Below are 15,647 nucleotides of genomic sequence, written 5' to 3'. Positions count from 1 at the left end.
CGTTCGTTAGTTAGTGTACAGAAAAATGGTCGTTTCCGCTAGAGGAATTTTTGCGACGTCATTTGTAAAGCTTCCTTGTATTGGTAACGATGCTTGCCCGTATTGTTGCAATATCTTGGCGATAAAAGGAAGCGACGGCTTGAAGCGAATACGATAATAATAAAGGCGATGTAGGAACATCGGTGAACGGTCCATCAAATGGCCAAGGTCCGTCCGTTTCTAATAACAGTTGCTCGATCGGAACGTGAGAAAGCAATTGTCGATCACGTTTCCGATAACAAACTTCTGGAGTAACGGAAATATAATAACCGCATTGGATAATTTGCTGAACGAGAACGGGATTGGCTTTTAGCCAATGAAAATGTGCCTTTGTGGCTTTATACTTTTGCAAAATTGTTAAAGCAGTCTGCGCGCGATCATATACGGCATGAATCGCTAAAGGTAAGGAAGTATCGACAGCAAGCTGAGTGATCTGTTCAAATAAATCGCGATAGTAGGGAAAATGCGAAACGGCTTCCGCTGAATAGTACGGAAGCCCGACTTCTCCGATGGCAGCAAGATGTTGACGTTCTTGTTGTAATAAACGAGTCCATTCGTTCCAATCTGCTTGATTTGGCAGCGGTTGTTCCGGATGAAAGCCGATCGCTGCATAAATGAAGGTAGGGAACCGTTGTTTGAGCTCGAGTGTCCGATAACTTGACCGTAAGTCGGTAGATACAGCGACAACCGCCTCAATTCCTGCCTCTTGCCATTGTTGTATAGTTTCTTCGATATCAGCATATTGGTCAAGATGAATGTGGGCATCAATCATTCGCTGTCACTCTCATCACTTCCGTTTCCAACCAATGCATAAACGCATGTACATCTTCAATGGTTGAAAAGGTTGCCTGTGCTTGTCGTTCGTTACCGCCACCTTTTCCGTTCATTGCTTCGAGCTGCTGTTTGAACAATTGTCCGACATGTAATGAAAGAGAAGGGGACTTGACCATGACTAAACGATGTTCTGTTGTTGTTGCCAAAATGGCAGTTTTATTGTAACGGGTCACGATTTCGTTCGCAATGGCCTGCAAATCTTTCATCGTATATTGTTCATAGAGGCGAACGACAACTGGAATATTTTCGGCTTGTTGAGCGCTTGTTTGTGCTTCGCTTCCATAAATGACTTGCTTTAGCTGCTGCAGCTGTTTCTGTAACTCCTTGTTTTCTGATTCTAGTTTACACAGCACATCGAACAACATTTCTCGGTTTGTTCCGAATTGTTGAGATATATTGGTAAGGATAGTGTGAGAGGCGCGATAATCGTCAAGCGCGCGTTTACCGCATTTAAACGACAGGCGCGTCATACCGCGATGTCGTTCGGTTTTTAATAGTTTAATCATTCCAATTTCTCCAGTCCGTGCGACATGCGTGCCGCAGCAAGCGGAAACATCTACTCCTTTGATTTCTACGACGCGAATTTCACCATCGACATCCGGGAGTTTACGAAACGGAATCGTATGAGCTTCTTCTTTTGAGACGTAGTACGTTTTAACAGGAATGTTCGCATAAATAAGCTCGTTCACCCGGTCTTCAATTGCCATGAGTTCGTGTTCCGATAAGGATGGAATGTTCAAATCAATCGTAACGATATCACTGCCAAGATGAAAACTAACGGTATGGGCATCAAATAAGTCGATACATACGGCGGATAATAAATGTTGACCGCTATGTTGTTGCGTATGATCAAGACGACGATCAGCATCAATTTGACAGTGAATCGTTGATGTAGACGGAAGGGAAGGGAGGCGATGATATACTTCCCCGTTTTGTTCAAAAACATCGATAACAGGAATATCTTCTATCATTCCTTTGTCAGAAGGCTGGCCACCCCCTTCTGGATAAAAAGCTGTTTCTGCTAATGTGACGATATATGTATCACCATCTTCGCGACAGCTGGTGATCGTTGTCATCCATTCCGTCGTCGAGGGCGAAGTATAGTACAATTTCGTAGTCACAAATTTCATCCTTTCTTGTCATCTCATTTTCTTTATTTTAACAATTTTTCAACCTCCTGCCCACTTTTTGTTATATATATTTTTAATAAAACTATGTTCTAAATAAATAATTGTAAAAATCAAAAATAACATGCAATAGAAAAGAGTGAAAAGAGAAAAATATTTCTCTAATCGAAATAGTGTGATAAAATGTCAATGGCAAAAAAGAGGAGATGGTGACATGTGGAAAAACCAAAATGTGTGGCTTGTGCTAATAGGAGAATTTGTTGCAGGATTAGGGTTGTGGTTGGGGATCATTGGGAATTTGGAATTTTTACAACAACATGTTTCCTCTGATTTTTTGAAATCCCTTATTTTATTTATAGGGTTGTTGGCGGGGGTTATGGTAGGTCCGATAGCGGGAAAAGTGATTGACCGCTACAAGAAAAAAACGGTATTGCTATATGCAGGCTTTTTTCGAATGGCCAGCGTCATATTTATGATGCTAGCGCTGCATTTTTCATCCGTTGGTTGGATGGTTGTGTTTATGGTTGTCATTCAAGTGTCAGCCGCTTTTTATTTTCCAGCACTTCAGGCAGCGATTCCGCTCATAGTGAAGGAAAAAGAATTGTTATCAATGAATGGGGTTCATATGAATGTTTCGACGGTGGCTCGAATTCTCGGCACTGCCTTGGGTGGAGCATTGCTTGCTGTGATGAACCTTCACTCGCTATATGTATTCAGCATGATTGCCTATGGAGGCCTATTTGTATCAACGTTTTTCCTACATATTCAGGAAGAGGGAAAACAAAGACGGAACAAGCATCACCAAGCAGCCAATTTTAAAGAAATCGTCCCTGTTTTAAAACAATTCCCTCTTGTGAAAATCGCATTGTTATTAACGATTGTTCCAACGTTGTTTCTCGGCGGATTTAACTTAATGGTCATCAATATAAGCGAATTGCAACATGACAGCACGATTAAAGGGCTTTTATATACAGCAGAAGGGGTTTGCTTTATGATCGGCGCGTTTATCGTGAAACGAATTGCGGAGAAATGGGATTTACGAAGAATGTTATACAGCTTTTCTCTGTTGATTGCTTGCGCTCATTTATCGTTATATTTTGCGGAAATGAAAATTGCTCCATTGTTGTCATTTGCTGTATTTGGTTTTGGAGTTGGCTGTTTTTTTCCGATTGCTGCAACCATTTTTCAAACAAACATTCCAAAACAATACCATGGCCGCTTTTTCTCGTTTAAAAATATGTTAGACCGCGTCATGTTTCAAGTCGTTCTTCTTGGAACGGGATTGTTGCTTGATACGATTGGACTATCATATATGGTCGTCGTCTTTGGTACCATTTCATTGGCGCTTGTTTTATACTTTTTTACCAAAGAAGTAAAGAAGCAACCGTCCTTTCATCATCATGACCCATCGGCATGATCATAATATTATCTAATGAAACTATGTTCTAAATAATCAACTAAAAACAAAGTATCTTTCTTAGGAAACAACTTGCTGATTGTCCTTTTTAAACTTGACAACAAATAATAGTAAAGAGACAGAGTGAATGCAGATAAAGCAATGCTATATAATTACGAAAGTTCAATCATTATCGTAAACAGCTATTCTGCTGTCGAAGGATCGAAAAATACAACCTAGCGAATCGAAAGAAGTCCAGTGGTGCTTCCTTGACTGCTTATAGCGTGTTTTGTAATGGGCAATGACAAACAAGGGAAGATCACGCCGTTTCCAATCTCGGAAATGGATAAGTATAGGGGGCGTGAGGAAATGAATTACTAGAAAAACGGGCGCAAGCTCTAGTAGCAGAAACAACGATTCATGCTTGATCACTTTTTTCCTTCTCCGAATTTTTCAACGAGTTTGCTGGCCAGTCCCATATTAATTCTGTTGAGTGAAGCACTGCGAGTTTTGCGGCATAGTAAGCAAGACCAGATAAAGATATACAAATATGGCTAAAGCCCTAGTCGGTTTCTTTTCTTTCGGTAACGATTCTTTTAAGAAAAAAGAGGTTATGAGCAATAAAAAAGGGAATTACACGATTTTTTAGCGAAAATCTTCCAATTGTAGGGTCACAAATAATCCAATCCCGATCGCTTTATAACAGCGGGAGAAAGCGAAGTTTTCCATAGCTGACACTTCCGTTATGTACTATCCCAATGGCAAAATATATCGATTTAAGGGGGAACGTATGGGTACACTCAAAACATTGCATCCGTTAAGCTTACATATTATTATCGGAACATTATTCGCAAGAACGGCAACATTTATGGCGATTCCTTTTTTATCGATTTATTTAACAAAAGTAAAGGGAATTAGTCCTGTAGAGGCGGGAGCTATTATCGGAATCAGTGCATTTGTCAGCTTGTTTAGCGGATTTATAGGCGGTCACTTATCTGATCGTTTTGGAAGAAAACGGATTATGCTTGCTTCTATATGGGTATGGGCATTCGTGTTTATTGGTTTTGCTATAGCAGAGCATGTTTTTGTCTTTTTTCTTCTAAATGCCCTAAACGGAATATGCCGTTCATTTTTTGAGCCATCTTCGCGGGCATTGTTATCGGATGTAACAAAACAAGAACAAAAGTTGCTTGTATTTAATTTGCGCTATGCTGCTATTAATGTTGGAGCTGCTATTGGTCCATTGCTCGGCTTAAAAATGGGAAGTGCTTCCTCGACCTCTGCTTTTTGGCTTACCGCCATCATTTATATATTATACGGCTTGTCGCTATCGCTCATGTTCCACCGCAAACAATATACGATAGCCTCGCCGTCTGGTGAAACGAAAGAGCATATCACATTACGGAAGGCATGTTACGTATTAATCCATGATAAAGTATTTTTCTTTGCAATTATCGGTATGACGTTAGGTGTGGCAGGATATTCGCAATTTAGTTCCACCATTCCTCAATATTTATCGAGTGCCCCGTATTTTCAAAATGGAGTAGAATTGTTTTCTTATTTGATCGTGGTGAACGCTGTTACTGTTTTAGTGGCGCAATATCCGGTTTCACGAATTGGCAAATTTTATTCTCCTATTGTATCGATTATGCTTGGTACGGTCACAGTTGGAAGTGGATTATTCTTATTTGGACTTGTTCATCAGCCTTGGTTGCTAGTCATAGCTGTGGTCATTTTTACGATTGGAGAAGTGATGATGTTTACAATGAATGACTTATTTATTGACCAAATTGCCAATCCAGAGATGAAGGGATTATATTTTGGAGCAATGAGTTTTACTTCGATCGGCAATGCGTTTGGGCCAACATTAGGCGGATTTTTCATTTCTGTATTCGGTGTTTCTGGGGGAGGTTACTTATTCGGGTCTCTAGCGCTCTTAAGTTTCTTGGGCTTTCCGTTTCTTTTCTACGTATCCCGTTTATTAAAGGTGGAAAAGCAACATATTGAATATAGTTTGTAGATGAATAACCGCTTGATATATAATAGCAATGCAAACGCTTAAATGAATGATAGTTAGGTGATAGAAACGATGTTGATACTTAATGACGTTCTACAGGCAAGAGAAAAAATGAAAGGGACGATTCACGAAACTCCTCTTGAACATTCGCAAACGTTCAGCAAACTTTCTGGTAATGATGTGTATATGAAGTTAGAAAATCTGCAAAAAACAGGGTCATTTAAAGTGCGCGGTTCGTTCAATAAAATTATGTCGTTGCGGGAAGAAGAACGGCAGCGCGGAGTAATTGCTGCATCTGCAGGAAATCATGCCCAAGGAGTTGCTTATTCAAGCAGCATGATCGGCATTCCATGCACGATCGTCATGCCGAAGGGAGCGCCGTTAAGTAAAGTCCAAGCAACACAAGGATATGGGGCAGAAGTGATTTTACATGGAGATGTTTTTGACGAGTCGCTTGACTACGCGCTAGAACTGCAGCGGCAGAGGGGAGCGACATTCGTCCATCCGTTTGATGACTTAGCCGTCATGGCAGGACAAGGAACGATTGGGCTAGAGATTTTAGAACAACTCCCAGATGTGGATGTCGTGTTATGCCCTGTTGGTGGAGGAGGGCTACTTTCCGGATTGGCGTTTACGTTAAAGCAATTGAAGCCGTCGATTCAAGTGTATGGGGTCGAATCATCAGCTTGTCCAGGAATGACAGCGGCCCTTCGCCATAAAAAGCCGGTAACGATTACTTCTTCCGATACGATCGCGGATGGCATTGCAGTAAAGAAACCAGGAAACATTACATATGAGTATATTGAAAAATACGTTGATGGCGTTGTTTGTGTAGAAGAAGCGGAAATTTCGCGAACGATGCTGTATTTACTTGAACGAAATAAACTGTTAGTCGAAGGTTCTGGCGCGTGTCCACTCGCTGCTTTGTTATATCATAAATTACCGTTTACAGGAAAAAAAGTTGTCGCTGTGTTAAGCGGGGGCAATGTGGACGTCACACTCATTTCCCGCATCATTGAACGCGGATTAGTCGAATCGGGGCGATTTGTTACGTTTACAACGGTCATTTCTGATAAACCGGGACAACTTAATAAACTATTGCGCATCATCGCTGAATTGGAAGCAAACGTCATGTCGATTCATCACCAGCGCATCGGAACAAAAGTGTTACCGGGTCAAGCGGAAATTCATTTCTCACTTGAAACCAAAAATCAAGACCATATTCATCAAATTCACCAAGTGTTAATAAAAGAAGGATATGATGTGGAATTTTTTCAATAATTCCAAAAGGATGGCTATATAAGCCATCCTTTTGCTTTGCCTAATGAACCACTGATGCAGACGGCATCTTCGTTTGCCCGAGTCCTTCGTGCGCCATTTTGGCTTTAAGGCTTTCGAGAATGAAAAGACCTACCATGCCCATTAATTCATCATCATCCATTTCTTTAATAAGTTGAAGTAAATCATGTCGGTCTAACTCTTCTAAAATCGACATCGTCACGACTTCTGCGTCTTCCTCGTCTCCTGTTAGCCGATCTTTGTAATATTCATATAGCTCGTCAACAAATTTCATTATTTAGTCCTCCACGTGTTCGTTTTACTATCAGTATAAATAAAAACGAAAAATTTATGTACATTGTTACTGTCTATTTTTAGTTAAATATAGTATTCTAGTAAAAATATTAAAAAACAGGGGAGATAGATGGGATGATTCGTCGTCTAACGAAAAATGATCATAAGTTGCTTTTTTCTTTACTAAAAGAAGAACCGTCATTCAATCTGTTTATTATTGGGGACATCGAATCTTTTGGATATGACGCAGATTTTCAAGACATATGGGGAGAATTTGACGAAAATGGTACGTTAAACGCAGTGTTGCTTCGCTATTACGATTCTTACATTCCATATGCGCGAACATCGTTTCATATGGAAGCATTTGCGCAGCTTATCCGACAAACGTCTACCTCGTCTTTCGTGTTGTCTGGAAAATCAGAAATTGTCGAGCAATTCGAGCACGTGCTACCGCTAGGAAACAAGCGTGTTACCTATTTTTGTGAATGTCAAACAGATAAACTCGCGACAGGAACAGAGAATATTGACATCAAAAAGGCGACGCTTGATGATGTTGACCGAATTATCGCTCTGCGACAAAGCATTGCGGAATTTACAACAACGCCGAGAGCGCGGGAGATGTTGGCGAAAGGGCTAGAGACGAATACAAGCAGAACATATTATATTGAGGAAGATGGAAAAATGGTTGCTTCCGCTTCGACGACTGCGGAAAATTCATTATCGGCGATGATTGTTGGTGTATGTACAGAAGAAGCATATCGGCAAAAAGGGTATGCGAGTGCCATCATGAAAAAACTCATACAAGATTTGATTTCCGAAGGGAAAACATTATGTTTATTTTACGATAATCCAAAAGCAGGAAATATTTATAAGCGTCTTGGATTTCGAGACATTGGCACATGGACGATGTATCTTTAGAAAATCGCAAGATGCTTGCTTAGGCGATGATAAGCGTTGAGGCTTACCGAAAAAAGCACGGTAAGCCTATTTTTTTAAGAGAGATTATTATCCATCGGCTTTGTTCAGTGTGGCGCGGCGAATATGTCCGTTTCCTTTTGCATTATTATTAACGGTTTGCTTTGGTGGCCATTTTTCACCCCATTTCCGAAGAATGTTGCGCTCGTTTAATAAACATTTCCGGATTTTCAATGAGTCCACATGCAGCGCATTGAACGCGATAGCTCGGCCCGCGATAAGGAAGATGAAACGGGTTAAGTGTGTCGTTCGTATATTCTTGTTCGATTTCACCCGTTTGCGGATTGAGTTTTACCGCTCTCGGCTGCTGCTCAATCAAATTAAAGCGCGTTCGGTTCGTTTTGCAGTTTGGACATAACATCGGTTCCAAACAAATCACCTCCATTTTTATCTTCTAGAACTGGTGTGATGATTATACATAAAATGTGTAAATTTCCCATGCCAATATAGAGGAATCACATAGAAATATAGAGAAAATGTAAAGCAACAAAATAAAATAAAAAGGAGACGATCGACATGCAAACTGCCATTACACTAGAGCATAACGGGATGACGTTACGTGGCATGGAACATATACCAGGTACAGCATGCAGTCAAAAAGTTCCCGCAGCCATTTTGTTTCACGGATTTACCGGCACAAAGTTAGAGCCGCACCGTCTGTTTCTTAAAATATCAAGAAAGCTCGAACAGCACGGTATCGCCAGCTTCCGCTTCGATTTTCTAGGAAGCGGGGAAAGCGATGGTGATTTTGAACAAATGACTGTATCGAAAGAAATTGCAGAGGCGCATGCGATTGTTGATTTGGTGAAAAACGATCCGCGTATTGACACATCGAATATCTATTTACTCGGGTTAAGCATGGGTGGGCTTGTCGCCAGCGTTGTTGCAGGAGAACGGCCAGCAGATGTGAAAAAGTTAATCTTGCTTGCTCCTGCCGGAAATATGTATGAACTCATTATGCAGATGATTCAACAAGAGGACATTGACGTGACGACTCCATATTATGATCATGGCGGAAATTTAGTCGGCCGCGAGTTTTTGGAAGATTTAAAAACAATCAACGTGTTTGAACGAGCAAAACCGTATCACGGTCCTGTACTACTCATTCACGGCACCGGTGATGATGTCGTACCGTATCATGTGAGTAATGTGTACCGACAAAGATGTTATGGTGATCAAGCAACCGTTCACTTTATTGAAGGAGCGAACCATACGTTTGACCGGCACGACTGGGAAACAGAAGTCATCGAAACAATCAGACGATTTGTCGTTTGATTTCGCTCAGGTGAAAGGGAGGGAACGTGAGGGAGTATGTACGGGAATTTTTCTCTGCTAAAGATGTGATCGCTGCGGCGGTTACCGCTGGCGCTTCGTTTATTGCTTCGATCGTTCAAGCAACCGATATATCGATTGTTGTTCCGCTTTTATCGGTGTTTTTCTTTATATCGTTAGCGAGTCTATAACGCATCGCTTTATTTTTATGAAGCCGCCGAAACATCCGGTGTTACTTCAATGAATGAGGCGTCTTCACTATGATTATCACTCAGATCCGAATCATCTCACATGTTGTTTTTACCATTTTGGTACGGCTTTTCACAAATGGTCATGATCAGTTTGATTACGTATAGCGTTTCTCATCAATTCGTCTATTCTTTAGCGATGTATGCCGGATTGTCGATGACCTTACTTTATTACGAATTATGTCGCACATCGACCGATTCAGCCACGTACGTCATGAGGAAAAGGCAAGGATTACGCATTTTTAGTTCGAGGACCCGGAAAAGTGGAAAATGTTACTTACATTCTTTTTAATTAAGAGAAGGATGATCCTCCTAAGTTGGAAGAATATTTAATCAATAATAAAGCTATACCACAAGTAGAAAAATACTTTCAAGTTAATTGAGTCTGCGGAGGGATTTTTATGCAATATAATCGTTTTCATGAAGCTTATCTGGATATATTGAAAGATATTTATTATAATCCTCAGTTTTTTAATGCTCCACGTGGCAATCGGAGTCGTGAAAAGCTAAATGTAAATTTTACGATAACTAATCCGATTGAACGAGTATGTTACATACCTTCTAGAAAAACAAATATAATTTTCAATTTCGCAGAAGTATTATGGTATTTATCATCAAGTAACCGTCTAGATTTTATAAGCTATTATGCCAAAAATATGGTTAAATATTCAATGGATGGAAAAACTCTGACGGGTACAGCATATGGCCCAAAAATATTTGAATTTGGTAATGCTAAAATCAATCAATGGCAGCAAATAAAAGATTTGCTGTTAAATAAAGATCCTGATTCTAAGCGAGCGTTTATGCAAATTTTTGATGCTTCAGAATTGGTTATTACAGATAACATTGATGTGTCATGCACGATTGGACTGCAGTTTTTTATTAGAGAAAAAAAGTTATATATGGCTTCTTATATGAGGGCGAATGATGCTTTCCGTGGTATGGTCAGTGACGTTTTTTCTTTTACTTTTATCCAAGAAATGATGGCTAAAGACCTTGGAGTCGAATTAGGTGAATATTTCCATAATGTAGGTTCTGCTCATATTTATGAATCTGACGAGGAAAAGGCAAAAAAAGTTCTTTATGAAGCAAATAACAAAACTCAAAATCTAAACCCTGAGCTTAGCTTTCCAAAGCTGCCGGATGGCAACAACTGGCCTTTTATTGAAATAGTATTAGAGCATGAGGCTTTACTGCGCAAAGATCTTATTAGGTTAAATTTAGATAACATTGAACAATTGAGAATACCAGAATATTGGAAACAAGTTTTGATGTTATTTAGTTTGTATCAACAAATTACTTATCATAGACCGATAGATATGGAGCTTTATGATAGTCTATATCCGGTTTATCAATTTTTTGTAGCTAACAAGTGGCCAGAGTTATTTGCTACAGTGACAAGGGAATTATAGAGGGAAAGATTTATGTAAACACCATAGCGAGGAAAATCCGTTACCATAAATTTGTGATTTTCAAGGCCCATAGAGCAGAGGAGGTTATATAGATATATAAGCTCTTATTACTTATTGATCGTTGAAACTATCCTTTGAGAGGGAACATAAACCAAAGAAAACTGGGAAGTGACTGTCTGTTATTTAGCTAGAGTGGAGGAGTATCGAAGACTATGATTTCAGAACAAATTGATGCTTTCTTTATTATTTGACTTGGACGGAGTTATTTATAATTATATGTATTTTAAATTTGGAAACATATTTCCCTATATCATTGACTGACAAGTAACCTTTGTCACTTAAAGCTTATTTTTTCACTTGGGCAAAGCTACACTCCCACTTTCCACAGTCTAGGAAAGTGGGAGTGAATTTTATAACGACTGAAAAAATTGATTCCAGTACTTCGCTTGACGAATCGCTAGTTCGTCGCGGAGCACATCGCCTGGAGCATTTCCTTTTCCAATCAAATACCCTATGTATTCAAGACCGACAAACTGAAAAATATATTGAAATTGTTGAATGAGCGGCAGTCCTTTTACATACGGATCGTCTCCACCACAAATGAGAACAAAAGCCTTTTTCTTTTCCATTTCCGCTTTAAAAGAAAATCTCGTATCTCGTAAACTTTGTGACCAACGATCAACAAATTGCTTCATATGCCCGCTCATTCCATACCAGTAGATAGGCGTCGCAAAAATAAGCACATCATGTTGGCGAACCGTTTCAATCACTTGATCATAATCATCAGCAACTGCAGTGAACCCACCCGGAACGTGGCGCTGGTCAACAATTGGTTGAATGAAAAAATCCCTTAAATTCATGCGAGTACAAGAAATTCCTTTCAACATAACATCAGCTAATTGCTCTGTATTTCCGTTTTCTCTTGAACTCCCGTTAATCAATAATATATTGGTCATCATATCTACCCCGTTTCTTTATTTACATCACATAATCATTATAAACGATGATTGACATTTCTTGCATGAATTACGTATTTTATAATCATGAGTGAAAATAATGTCAAGATCAAATAATAAAAAATATTTAATTTTTCAGAAAATAATGTTAATATAAGAGTAAAGGAGACTTTTCATGGGAGAAAAAACATTAAAAGATCGAATCATTGATACCGCACTTCATCTCTTTGAAAAATATGGATATCATGGGGTCACTGTTGACCGCATCGTAACCGAGAGTAATACATCAAAAGGTGGATTTTATCATAACTTTAAATCAAAAGATGAACTGCTCTACCATATCCATGATGTGTTTATTACCTATGTACTAAACAAGGCACAAGAAGCATATAAAAATTACGACACACCAACAGAACGGCTGTACGCTATTATTCAGTCATTTGTAAAAGTATTCCATTTATATAAGCCGCATATTACTGTCTTTTATCAAGAAAGCACGTACTTAAAACCAGAATATTCCCAAAAAATTAATGAAAAACGGGATGAATTCAAACAAGTGATTTTTCGTGTCATTCGTGAAGGAATCGAGGCAGGGGAATTTCGCCGCGAGCTTTCCGTTGAAATTACCGGCATGTCGATTATCGGTATGGTGAACTGGACATATAAGTGGTATAAACCAGATGGACCAATGACCATTGAAGAAATTGCCCATCACTTTATCGATTTCATTTTACATTCCATTTTGACAGAGGAAGCAAAACAAAAAGAAAGCATTTCTTCGTTTTTCTTAAAACACCGCCCCATTCCATCTAATATCTATCGGTAGGTATGGATGGTGAAAAATTACTTTATATATAAAGGGTATGCTTATTAATATAACAAACCAACTAGTCGGTCTAAAAATATTTAAAACCGACTAGTCGGTTCAAATACATCATAGTTGAATGAATGGGGGAGAGAAGATGAATTTTGAATTAACGAAAGAACAGCAAATGATTAAAGAAATGGTCAGAGAGTTTGCTGAGAAGGAAATTGAGCCCAATGCAGCAAAATGGGATGAAACAGCGTGTTTTCCTGTTGAAATATTCAAAAAGATGGGGGAGTTAGGGATTCTAGGTATTCCGTTTCCAGAACAGTATGGTGGGGCTGGAGGAGACACGATTTCATATGCAATCGCTGTTGAAGAGATTGGTCGCGCTTGTGGGGGCACAGGACTTAGCTATGCCGCTGCCGTTTCCTTAGGGGCAAGTCCGATTTACTATTTTGGCACCGAAGAGCAAAAGCAGCAATGGCTTGTTCCGATGGCAAAAGGAGAAACGCTGGGAGCGTTTGGATTGACTGAGCCTAATGCTGGTTCGGATGCTGGAGGGACACGAACAAAAGCGGTGCTTGACGGAGACGAATACATCATTAACGGAGAAAAATGTTGGATTACGAACGCTGGATATGCAAGACAAGTCATTATTACAGCGGTAACTGGAAAAGACGGCAGAGGAAAAAATATTATTTCCGCCATCATTGTTCCAACGGACGCTTCTGGCTTTACGATCCGATGTAACTACGACAAAATGGGGGTGCGCGCCTCAAATACATGTGAGCTTGTCCTTGAGAATGTACGTGTGCCAAAAGAAAATGTATTAGGCGATCCAACGAAAGGATTCAAACAGTTTTTATACACCCTTGACGGAGGGCGCATTTCAATTGCAGCACTTGCGGTTGGTATTGCACAAGCGGCATTTGAAAAAGCTCTTAAATATGCAAAAGAACGCACGCAATTTGGCCAATCCATTTCCAAATTCCAAGCGATTCAATTTAAACTTGCCGATATGGCGATGGAAATTGAATTAGCCCGCAATATGGTGTATAAAGCTGCATGGCTGAAAGATCAAGGAAAACCGTTTACAAAAGAAGCTTCTTTCGCCAAGCTGTTTGCGTCAGAAACGGGATTCCGTGTTTGCAATCAAGCGATTCAAATTCACGGCGGCTATGGATATATGAAAGAGTATGGAGTTGAGCGCCATTTACGAGACATTAAACTGATGGAAATCGGCGAGGGTACATCCGAGATTCAACGGCTTGTCATCGCCCGGCAATTAGGATGCTAAATGTTAGGATAAGTGCATAATGTTTAAATAGACTTGTACAAAGGAGAGTAGGATTTTTATGCTGCACATTACGATGGGGAAGCTGTTAGAAGAAAAAGCGAAACTACATCCTGAACATGAAGCAGTTGTGTATGCCGATCGAGGATTAAGAATGACATACAAACAATTTGATGATTATTGTCGGCTTGTCGCGCGCGGGTTCATGAAACTTGGCATTGAAGCAGGGGAACATATCGCGATCTGGGCGACGAATATACCGGAATGGCTCGCTTGTCAATTTGCCACAGGAAAAATGGGAGCCGTTCTTGTTACGGTGAACACGAATTATCGCACAGCAGAACTTGAGTATTTATTAAAACAGTCAGATTCAACGACGCTTCTTCTTATTGAACAATATCGCGATTCTTCTTACATTGAAATGATTTATGAGATTGCCCCTGAACTTCGCGAATGCGAGCCGGGTCAACTGAAAGCAAAGCGACTGCCTAAACTCAAAAATGTCATCGTTCTTAGCAACACTCGGTATCCCGGCACTTATTCATGGTACGATATCCTCTCCATGGCTCACGATGTGACAGAAGAGCAGTTAAACGAGCGAATGAACTCCCTTGACCCGCATGATGTCATCAACATGCAATACACCTCAGGAACAACAGGATTTCCAAAAGGAGTCATGTTAAGCCACTATAACATTGTAAACAATGCCTACAATATTGCGCAATGCATGAAACTCACCAAAGATGATCGGCTATGCATTCCAGTTCCATTTTTCCATTGTTTCGGTTGCGTGCTTGGCACACTAGCCTGTGTCTCAGTAGGAGCAACGATGGTACCACTTCAAGAATTCAACGCCAAACAAGTACTTCGCACCGTTCAGGATGAAAAATGTACGGCGTTACACGGTGTACCGACGATGTTTATTGCTGAATTGAACGATCCGGATTTTGATAAGTACGATTTATCATCACTACGCACAGGAATTATGGCTGGGTCCAGCTGCCCCATTGAAGTGATGAAAGCTGTCATCGAAAAAATGGGAGCCAAAGAAATTACAATTGCATACGGTCAAACGGAATCCTCACCGGTTATTACGCAGACACGAACAGATGATCCGATTCATTTGCGTGTCGAAACAGTGGGGCGTGCGCATCCAAATGTGGAAGTGAAAATTGTTGAGCCGGGGACGAACAAAGAAGTGCCACGCGGCGTGCAAGGAGAGCTTTGTACGCGCGGCTACCACGTGATGAAAGGCTATTACAACAATCCGGAGGCAACCAAAGAAGTGATTGATGAGGACGGATGGTTGCATACTGGCGATTTAGCGGTGATGGATGAAAGCGGTTACTTCCGCATTACCGGACGGCTGAAAGATATGATTATTCGCGGCGGTGAAAACATTTATCCGCGTGAAATTGAAGAGTTTTTATATCAACATCCGAAAATTTTAGACGTTCAAGTTGTCGGTGTGCCAGATAAAAAATACGGAGAAGAAGTAATGGCATGGATTATTTTGAAGGAAGGGCAAACGGCCACAGCCGAGGAAATTCGCGAGTTTTGTAGAGGGAAGATTTCACGCTATAAAATTCCTCGTTACATCGAGTTTACTACTTCGTATCCGATGACAGCATCTGGGAAAATTCAAAAATTTAAGTTGCGAGAACAAGCGAAACAACTTCTCGGTCTTACCACATAAA

General features: G+C 40.2%; 15 protein-coding genes. 10 read left to right on the top strand and 5 right to left on the bottom strand.

Translation table 11 applies throughout. The features are described from left to right. Nucleotides 1–58 precede the first annotated feature (58 nt). Together HNR31_RS10535 and HNR31_RS10530 are read right to left on the bottom strand one after the other, a co-directional pair. Nucleotides 59–811 carry a TatD family hydrolase gene (locus HNR31_RS10535; protein ID WP_181556209.1) on the bottom strand — a complete coding sequence of 251 codons (753 nt, stop codon included), beginning with the start codon at nt 809–811 and terminating at the stop codon, nt 59–61. After that, nucleotides 804–1,994 (bottom strand): alanyl-tRNA editing protein, encoded by a 1,191-nt coding sequence (locus HNR31_RS10530; RefSeq protein ID WP_181556208.1) that lies wholly within the window; start codon nt 1,992–1,994, stop codon nt 804–806. The genes HNR31_RS10535 and HNR31_RS10530 overlap by 8 nt, the downstream gene beginning before the upstream one ends. 220 nt (nt 1,995–2,214) lie before the next feature. On the opposite strand from HNR31_RS10530, the gene HNR31_RS10525 reads away from it, so the two are divergent. The 3 genes from HNR31_RS10525 (at nt 2,215) to ilvA (ending at nt 6,694) form a co-directional block, all read left to right on the top strand. Beyond that, nucleotides 2,215–3,417 carry an MFS transporter gene (locus tag HNR31_RS10525; protein WP_181556207.1) on the top strand — a complete coding sequence of 401 codons (1,203 nt, stop codon included), beginning with the start codon at nt 2,215–2,217 and terminating at the stop codon, nt 3,415–3,417. Nucleotides 3,418–4,186: 769 nt separating this feature from the next. After that, the gene (locus tag HNR31_RS10520) at nt 4,187–5,416 is read left to right on the top strand and encodes an MDR family MFS transporter (protein WP_181556206.1); all 1,230 of its coding nucleotides are present in this window, start codon (nt 4,187–4,189) and stop codon (nt 5,414–5,416) included. A gap of 69 nt (nt 5,417–5,485) precedes the next feature. Next, the gene (gene ilvA / locus HNR31_RS10515; protein WP_181556205.1) at nt 5,486–6,694 is read left to right on the top strand and encodes a threonine ammonia-lyase; all 1,209 of its coding nucleotides are present in this window, start codon (nt 5,486–5,488) and stop codon (nt 6,692–6,694) included. 40 nt (nt 6,695–6,734) lie between these two features. On the opposite strand, the gene HNR31_RS10510 is transcribed toward ilvA, so the two are convergent. Beyond that, nucleotides 6,735–6,986 (bottom strand): DUF6154 family protein, encoded by a 252-nt coding sequence (locus HNR31_RS10510; RefSeq protein WP_181556204.1) that lies wholly within the window; start codon nt 6,984–6,986, stop codon nt 6,735–6,737. 134 nt (nt 6,987–7,120) lie between these two features. Between HNR31_RS10510 and HNR31_RS10505 the strand changes: the two genes are divergently transcribed. Continuing rightward, the gene (locus HNR31_RS10505) at nt 7,121–7,903 is read left to right on the top strand and encodes a GNAT family N-acetyltransferase (RefSeq protein WP_181556203.1); all 783 of its coding nucleotides are present in this window, start codon (nt 7,121–7,123) and stop codon (nt 7,901–7,903) included. A gap of 175 nt (nt 7,904–8,078) precedes the next feature. On the opposite strand, the gene HNR31_RS10500 is transcribed toward HNR31_RS10505, so the two are convergent. After that, a complete protein-coding gene (locus HNR31_RS10500) occupies nt 8,079–8,330 on the bottom strand; it encodes a DNA alkylation repair protein (protein WP_181556202.1) in 252 nt (83 codons plus the stop codon). Between the two features lie 146 nt (nt 8,331–8,476). Here HNR31_RS10500 and HNR31_RS10495 point away from each other — a divergent pair, with 146 nt between their 5' ends. The 3 genes from HNR31_RS10495 (at nt 8,477) to HNR31_RS10485 (ending at nt 10,892) form a co-directional block, all read left to right on the top strand. Continuing rightward, a complete protein-coding gene (locus tag HNR31_RS10495; protein ID WP_181556201.1) occupies nt 8,477–9,235 on the top strand; it encodes an alpha/beta hydrolase in 759 nt (252 codons plus the stop codon). A gap of 26 nt (nt 9,236–9,261) precedes the next feature. Further along, nucleotides 9,262–9,423 carry a hypothetical protein gene (locus HNR31_RS10490; RefSeq protein ID WP_181556200.1) on the top strand — a complete coding sequence of 54 codons (162 nt, stop codon included), beginning with the start codon at nt 9,262–9,264 and terminating at the stop codon, nt 9,421–9,423. A gap of 458 nt (nt 9,424–9,881) precedes the next feature. Then, a complete protein-coding gene (locus tag HNR31_RS10485) occupies nt 9,882–10,892 on the top strand; it encodes a thymidylate synthase (protein WP_181556199.1) in 1,011 nt (336 codons plus the stop codon). Between the two features lie 410 nt (nt 10,893–11,302). Here HNR31_RS10485 and HNR31_RS10480 read toward each other — a convergent pair whose 3' ends face one another. Continuing rightward, entirely contained in the window at nt 11,303–11,848 is a 546-nt protein-coding gene (locus tag HNR31_RS10480; protein WP_181556198.1) for a flavodoxin family protein, read from the bottom strand. 175 nt (nt 11,849–12,023) lie between these two features. On the opposite strand from HNR31_RS10480, the gene HNR31_RS10475 reads away from it, so the two are divergent. From HNR31_RS10475 to HNR31_RS10465, 3 genes are all read left to right on the top strand, one after another. Then, the gene (locus HNR31_RS10475) at nt 12,024–12,674 is read left to right on the top strand and encodes a TetR/AcrR family transcriptional regulator (protein ID WP_181556197.1); all 651 of its coding nucleotides are present in this window, start codon (nt 12,024–12,026) and stop codon (nt 12,672–12,674) included. Between the two features lie 136 nt (nt 12,675–12,810). Beyond that, entirely contained in the window at nt 12,811–13,953 is a 1,143-nt protein-coding gene (locus HNR31_RS10470) for an acyl-CoA dehydrogenase (protein WP_181556196.1), read from the top strand. A gap of 58 nt (nt 13,954–14,011) precedes the next feature. After that, nucleotides 14,012–15,646: an AMP-binding protein gene (locus tag HNR31_RS10465; RefSeq protein WP_181556195.1), complete on the top strand. Its 1,635-nt coding sequence runs from the start codon at nt 14,012–14,014 to the stop codon at nt 15,644–15,646. Nucleotide 15,647 lies beyond the last annotated feature (1 nt).

Source organism: Thermaerobacillus caldiproteolyticus (genome assembly GCF_013761245.1).
GTDB lineage: Bacteria > Bacillota > Bacilli > Bacillales > Anoxybacillaceae > Thermaerobacillus > Thermaerobacillus caldiproteolyticus.
This window is presented reverse-complemented; position numbering and strand designations above follow the sequence as displayed.

Coding starts and splice junctions, on each gene's coding strand:
- HNR31_RS10535 (WP_181556209.1), bottom strand. CDS start 811: ATGATTGATGCCCACATTCATCTTGACCAATATGCTGATATCGAAGAA.
- HNR31_RS10525 (WP_181556207.1), top strand. CDS start 2,215: ATGTGGAAAAACCAAAATGTGTGGCTTGTGCTAATAGGAGAATTTGTT.
- HNR31_RS10520 (WP_181556206.1), top strand. CDS start 4,187: ATGGGTACACTCAAAACATTGCATCCGTTAAGCTTACATATTATTATC.
- ilvA (WP_181556205.1), top strand. CDS start 5,486: ATGTTGATACTTAATGACGTTCTACAGGCAAGAGAAAAAATGAAAGGG.
- HNR31_RS10510 (WP_181556204.1), bottom strand. CDS start 6,986: ATGAAATTTGTTGACGAGCTATATGAATATTACAAAGATCGGCTAACA.
- HNR31_RS10505 (WP_181556203.1), top strand. CDS start 7,121: ATGATTCGTCGTCTAACGAAAAATGATCATAAGTTGCTTTTTTCTTTA.
- HNR31_RS10495 (WP_181556201.1), top strand. CDS start 8,477: ATGCAAACTGCCATTACACTAGAGCATAACGGGATGACGTTACGTGGC.
- HNR31_RS10485 (WP_181556199.1), top strand. CDS start 9,882: ATGCAATATAATCGTTTTCATGAAGCTTATCTGGATATATTGAAAGAT.
- HNR31_RS10480 (WP_181556198.1), bottom strand. CDS start 11,848: ATGACCAATATATTATTGATTAACGGGAGTTCAAGAGAAAACGGAAAT.
- HNR31_RS10475 (WP_181556197.1), top strand. CDS start 12,024: ATGGGAGAAAAAACATTAAAAGATCGAATCATTGATACCGCACTTCAT.
- HNR31_RS10470 (WP_181556196.1), top strand. CDS start 12,811: ATGAATTTTGAATTAACGAAAGAACAGCAAATGATTAAAGAAATGGTC.
- HNR31_RS10465 (WP_181556195.1), top strand. CDS start 14,012: ATGCTGCACATTACGATGGGGAAGCTGTTAGAAGAAAAAGCGAAACTA.